This window comes from Candidatus Erwinia dacicola (assembly GCF_001756855.1).
In the GTDB taxonomy this organism is placed as follows: domain Bacteria; phylum Pseudomonadota; class Gammaproteobacteria; order Enterobacterales; family Enterobacteriaceae; genus Erwinia; species Erwinia dacicola.
Genome location: NZ_MAYS01000146.1, coordinates 1 through 5,882, shown reverse-complemented (window position 1 = coordinate 5,882; position 5,882 = coordinate 1). Strand labels below are relative to the sequence as shown.

Genomic DNA, 5,882 nt, shown 5'->3' with positions numbered 1-5,882 from the left:
TCCATAACTTAAAACAGCTTAGATCTTTGTTAACTAGAAAGTTTCATTGTTCTTCTTCCACCCAAGTTGCGGAAGACCCAAATTACAACTGCTGTTGTTAAACAAAGGTGGGTCAAAGTTCGACTGCTGTTGACAATTCTCTTGTTTGGCATACATCTCTTCTAGGAATTAAAGGGAGAGGTATAGCAGCAAAAATCAATGCGTTAAGAATGATTCTGGAGACGTGAACAGCAATTCCGGTCAGGTGGACACCGATTCTGGCAAAATGAACAGTGATTCTGGTCATGGTGCTAAATCGTGGTATTTTCCGCCGGAATACGCGTTCACGTTCCGCCAGAATGAGTATTCACGATCGGCCAGAATATGCAGTTGTTGAGCAGCTTATGCGGGTGTGGGATTCACTGGCAGTGCAGGAATCAAAAAAGCCCCGGTTATCAGACTGGGGCTTTTTACTCAGCGAGACAGTTACGGACGCGTTGCTGGTGCCGTCGCCTGATGAGTCGCAGCATGACCGCCTGCGGAGCCTTTACCTTCGAAGTTGAAGTCAGGGCGCACCAAGTCGCTTTGACGAGCAGGTTCAGGCTGGTAAGCCGGAGCCGGAGCTTTGGTCATTGGGGCGGCAGCATGGTGCTTGAAGCTACTCTGCGCTGGCGCGGTAATCGCAGCAACCACCGGCTCGTCACGTGCCGGCGGCGCATGTGGCTCGCTGATGGCCGCTGGCTGCTCAGCGGCAGCTTTTGGTGCATGCAGCACTTCGGCAACCTGCTGTTCAACTTCCGGACTGACGCCAGCGACAGTTTCATGCGCCAGTTCGCTGGCGACTTCAGTAACCTGAGACTGTTCAGTGTGCTGGGCTTCTTCCACAATTTCTGCCACGGCATCAACCGCTGCGAAAGCTGGCGCAGGCTGCGCCTCTTGCACCGGGACCGCTTCTACTGCCGTTTCCTGTGAGACAACTTCGTCAGCGCTGGAGATCACCGCCGGCTTTTCGTTCACCGCAGCATCGATAGAAGAAGTGTCCGCCGCGTCTGCCGGAGCGATCTCCGGCTGGATTTCTGGCTGTGGTTCTACGACATGCACAGGTTCAGCTTCTGATGCCGCTGCCGCTGGGGTTTCCGCAACCGAGGCTTCTGCCACGGCTGCCTGTGCAGTCACTTCCGCCGGAGCCGTTACTTCAGCATGGGCTTCAACCGCAGCAGGGGCTACAGCGCTTTCCACGACGGCAGGTTCTACCACATCGGCGTGACCGTAAGCGGGAACCACCGACTGATATTCAGCATGAGTTTCGTGCTCATTAGCCTGAGCAACCGGATAAGAGACCCACACTTTTCCGAATGCCATCTCTGGCGATGCAGCAGCGTTAGCCAGCGGCATGGGTGACTGTGTTGGATAACGCTCATCACGGTAACGACGGCGACGCTGACCGCTGACGCGCAGATGGCGTGGCGAACGGCGTGAACGGCGCGGCATGTTGTTGCTTTCGCGATCTTCGCTGTCATCGGCTTTTGCTGCGGCTGGCTCATTCACGGTAGCTGCGGGTGCAGCGGCTTCCGGTTCAAATGAACGCGCGGCAGTCTGCTCGGCGGTTTCGATACGTAATTTCTGATTCAGCTGGCGCGGTTTACGGCGCGGCATCACCTGTATGTTCTCTTCCTGCGCATCCTGATTTTTATCTACAGCGGCGACGATCGGTTCAACAATCACCTCTTCCTGCACAACCGGGTGTTTTTCTTCCTGGTTTTGCGCTGAGCGACGACGCTGACGCTCTTGGCGCGGCTGCGGCTGTGAAGGCTGATTGCGCTCGCCGTTGCGGTCTCGACGGTTATTCTGACGACGGTTGTTGCGGCGTTCACCACGCGGTGCGGATGCTTCTGGCGCTTTCTCTTCTACCACAGGCTGTACTGGCTGCGCTGGCTGTTTCTTTTCAGCGGCAAACATTTTCTTCAACCCTCTGAAGAAGCGGCTCATCAGGCCCGACTTAGCTGGGGCCGCAGGGGTTTTCGCTTTCGGTTTCGCAGGGGTGCCCACTTGGGTTACTTCTTCTACCTGCGCCGGTAGTGCATCTGGCATCACGAAGGCAGCCAGCGCTGGCTGTTCAGGGCGCTTACGCTCGGAATGCTCTTCTTCAGACGGCAGGGCCATTTCTGCTTCATGCAGCTTCGGCAGGTGATAGCTCAGGGTTTGAGTCTCTTCGCCGTTACGCACGCGCAGTACGGAGTAGTGCGGAGTCTGCATCTGATCGTTTGGCACGATAACAGCTTTGACGCCACCCTGGCGCTTTTCGATGGCGCTGACCGCTTCGCGCTTCTCGTTCAGCAGGTATGACGCTACTTGGACTGGAACAATCGCGTGAACTTTTTTGGTGTTCTCTTTCAGCGCTTCCTCTTCAATCAGACGCAGGATAGATAGCGCCAGCGATTCGTTATCACGGATGGTGCCGGTACCGCTACAGCGTGGGCACAAGTGATGGCTGGATTCACCCAGTGACGGGCTGAGACGCTGACGCGACATTTCCAGCAGGCCGAAGCGTGAAATATGGCTGTTCTGAATACGCGCACGATCCTGGCGAACCGCTTCACGCAGGCGGTTTTCTACCGCACGTTGGTGGCGTACCGGGGTCATATCGATAAAGTCGATGACGATCAGGCCGCCGAGGTCACGCAGGCGCAGCTGGCGGGCGATTTCGTCAGCCGCTTCTAGGTTGGTGTTGAATGCGGTCTCTTCGATGTCGCCGCCGCGGGTTGCGCGCGCGGAGTTGATATCGATAGCGGTCAGGGCTTCGTTGGTGTCGATAACAATCGAGCCGCCGGAAGGCAGACGCACTTCACGTTGGAAAGCGGACTCGATCTGCGACTCGATCTGATAGTGGCTGAACAGTGGGATTTCACCGGTGTACAGTTTAATTTTGTTGCTGAAATCCGGGCGGCCCAGTGCGGCGATATGCTGGTGCGCCAGTTCGAGCACTTTCGGGTTATCGATCAGAATTTCGCCGATGTCCTGGCGCAGATAGTCACGGAAAGCACGCACAATAACGTTGCTCTCTTGGTGGATCAGGAACGGAGCAGGGCGGCTGTCAGCGGCTTTCTTAATCGCGTCCCAGTGCTTCAGGCGGAAACTGAGGTCCCACTGCAGCGCATCGGCCTGTTTGCCAACGCCAGCAGTGCGCACGATCAGGCCCATGCCGTCTGGCAGCTCAAGAGCAGAAAGGGCTTCTTTCAGTTCAGTACGGTCGTCACCCTCGATGCGGCGTGAAATCCCGCCTGCACGTGGGTTATTCGGCATCAGGACTAGGTAGCTACCTGCTAGGCTGATAAAGGTGGTCAGGGCAGCACCCTTGTTACCACGTTCTTCTTTATCAATCTGTACGATCACTTCCTGGCCTTCACTCAGTGCATCCTTAATATTCGGGCGGCCGTGTGCGTTATAGTTAGCAGGGAAGTATTCGCGGGAGATTTCTTTCAGAGGTAGGAAACCGTGTCTTTCAGCGCCGTAATCAACAAATGCGGCTTCCAGACTGGGTTCAATGCGGGTGATCTTGCCTTTGTAAATGTTGGCTTTTTTCTGTTCGTGTCCAAGGTTTTCGATATCCAGATCGTACAGACATTGTCCGTCCACGAGGGCAACACGCAACTCTTCCTGCTGAGTTGCGTTTATTAGCATTCTTTTCATCGTAACTTACTCATTATTGTTACATTAGTGACAAAGCTGCGGGCAAAGTAACGCTGAACGTGAAAAACCGATGACCCCTGTCTCATTGCAAGGCCGTCAACCTCACGGATGTCGGCTGCTCTTGGGGCGCAAATACTCGGTAGCCTGTTTTACATATGGAAAAACAGCGCTTTGATGGGGAGAACCGCCAGTATAATACTAGGTGAACAAATCCCGTTTTCGTCCAAGCTGCAACCCGCAGCGCGCTAAATGCCTAATTGCTCAATACGTCTTACGCCATTGCTGCGTGTATGGGCTATCCAGCAAAATTTAGTATTACACCCTTATCTTTCAACTGCCAAATATAAGGAAGGCTGAAAGCTATCGGGTAAACGCTTTTTTCTTGCATTCACAAGTCTTAGCGTCCAAACGGAAACATTATTCCATTGCTAAGCGGGTGATCGCAAGATCACTTTCTCCGCGTTGAGAAGTTTCTCTCAGCTTTTAGAGCGAATTGCAATGCTTTTCAGCAGATCGTCTAAAAACCGATCATAACCTTCTGCGAAACCGTCCAACTCAGTTAAGCACAGAAAAAGAGGTGGCGCTATCACAGCGCACTATTTAGAATCGCCAACCATGAAAACCAATACTCCAGCCGTACATTTTATTGCTATTTCTGCCGATGAGGCAGGACAACGCATCGATAACTTTTTGCGCACCCAATTAAAAGGGGTGCCGAAGAGCATGATTTATCGTATTTTGCGTAAGGGCGAAGTGAGGGTGAACAAAAAACGCATCAAGCCTGAATACAAGCTTGAGGCCGGGGATGAGGTGCGTATTCCGCCGGTACGCATGGACAAACGTGAAGAAGAGAACGTTTCGCCGAAGCTGACCAAAGTGGCTGCACTGGAAGGCGCGATTGTCTATGAAGATGATCATATTCTGGTGATGAACAAGCCTTCTGGCACCGCGGTACACGGTGGCAGCGGTCTGAGCTTTGGTGTGATTGAAGGCCTGCGCGCGATGCGCCCGGATGCCCGCTTCCTTGAATTGGTACACCGCCTAGATCGCGATACGTCCGGAATCCTGCTGGTGGCGAAGAAGCGCTCGGTTCTGCGCTCGCTGCACGAGCAGCTTCGTGAAAAGGGCATGCAGAAAGACTATCTGGCTCTGGTGCGCGGACAGTGGCCTTCGCATGTGAAGGCTGTGAGTGCGCCATTGATGAAAAATATTCTGCAAAGCGGCGAGCACATCGTCAAAGTGAACAGCGAAGGCAAGCCGTCCGAGACGCTGTTTAAAGTGGAAGAGCGCTACGCAATAGCCACGCTGGTGAAAGCCAGCCCGGTTACCGGGCGTACTCACCAAATCCGTGTACATACGCTGCATGCCCGGCATCCGATTGCGTTTGACGATCGCTATGGTGAGGCCGAGTTTGATATGCAGCTGAGCGGCACCGGGCTGAAACGCCTGTTTCTGCATGCTGCAGTGCTGCGATTCACCCACCCAGCGACCAGCAAAGTGATGCGCGTGGAAGTCCCCCTAGACGACCAGCTCAAGCGCTGTCTGGATATCCTGCGTAAGCAGTACCCGGCAACGTAACGAGTTATTTAACGGGGTCAGGCATGCCTGAACCGCGTCACCGCCGCAGTATCATCCCAGCGGATTAACCCCGGCTTTTCTTAACATCTCACACAGCGCTATCAGCGGCGGCCCGACCAGCGTATTGAGCGCGCCAATGGCATTCGGTTAAGCTCTTGCCGGAGCATGAAATGAGTTCCAGCGCGTTCATGGTTAGGAGATTGAATCGCCTCTTCTGAGAGCGCCCAACCATGAATGTCAGAACGAACTATCCCTTTGATGCGGCGCTCGTGCGTAGGTTTAAGTATGAAAATGCAGTTTTTGTCGTGTTTTTAACCGGAAAGCCATTTTTCAGGCACACTAATCCGGCTCAGGCATCCGCAACCATCGCTTTTTCTCCATTCCACGCAACCTTTCCGACAGTCATGCCATCGCCTGCGTTCCTGCCTGAGCGCCGGCAAAACGCAGTCGGCCCTTGCACAGGATGCACTGGTACGGGTCGGTACCCAGGAAGCCCTTCATTAGCACCGCAAACCCCGGCTTCTCCGGCTTTTTCCGCAGCATCATCTCCAGCGCTTCGTAGACCTTCGGCAGCACCGATCCCCGTTTGCGGTTGGCCAGAAAGCCGAAGTAGCGCACCATCTTAAAATGCCGCG

The 5,882-nt window shown here is 54.3% G+C and carries 2 protein-coding genes and 1 pseudogene; 1 reads left to right on the top strand and 2 read right to left on the bottom strand.

Going from position 1 to position 5,882, the window contains the following annotated elements:
- Positions 1–465: 465 nt before the first annotated feature.
- The gene (rne, locus tag BBW68_RS04680) at positions 466–3,669 is read right to left on the bottom strand and encodes a ribonuclease E (protein ID WP_070134221.1); all 3,204 of its coding nucleotides are present in this window, start codon (positions 3,667–3,669) and stop codon (positions 466–468) included.
- Between the two features lie 615 nt (positions 3,670–4,284).
- On the opposite strand from rne, the gene rluC reads away from it, so the two are divergent.
- On the top strand, positions 4,285–5,247 hold the full coding sequence (gene rluC / locus BBW68_RS04675; protein ID WP_070134220.1) for a 23S rRNA pseudouridine(955/2504/2580) synthase RluC: 963 nt from the start codon (positions 4,285–4,287) through the stop codon (positions 5,245–5,247).
- A 405-nt stretch (positions 5,248–5,652) separates the two neighbouring features.
- Here the strand turns inward: rluC and BBW68_RS04670 are convergent.
- Positions 5,653–5,882 (bottom strand): annotated as a pseudogene (locus BBW68_RS04670) (IS91 family transposase); the annotation flags it as partial.

Excerpts from the sequence above, each read along its gene's own strand:
- rne (WP_070134221.1), bottom strand. The coding sequence starts at position 3,669 with ATGAAAAGAATGCTAATAAACGCAACTCAGCAGGAAGAGTTGCGTGTT.
- rluC (WP_070134220.1), top strand. The coding sequence starts at position 4,285 with ATGAAAACCAATACTCCAGCCGTACATTTTATTGCTATTTCTGCCGAT.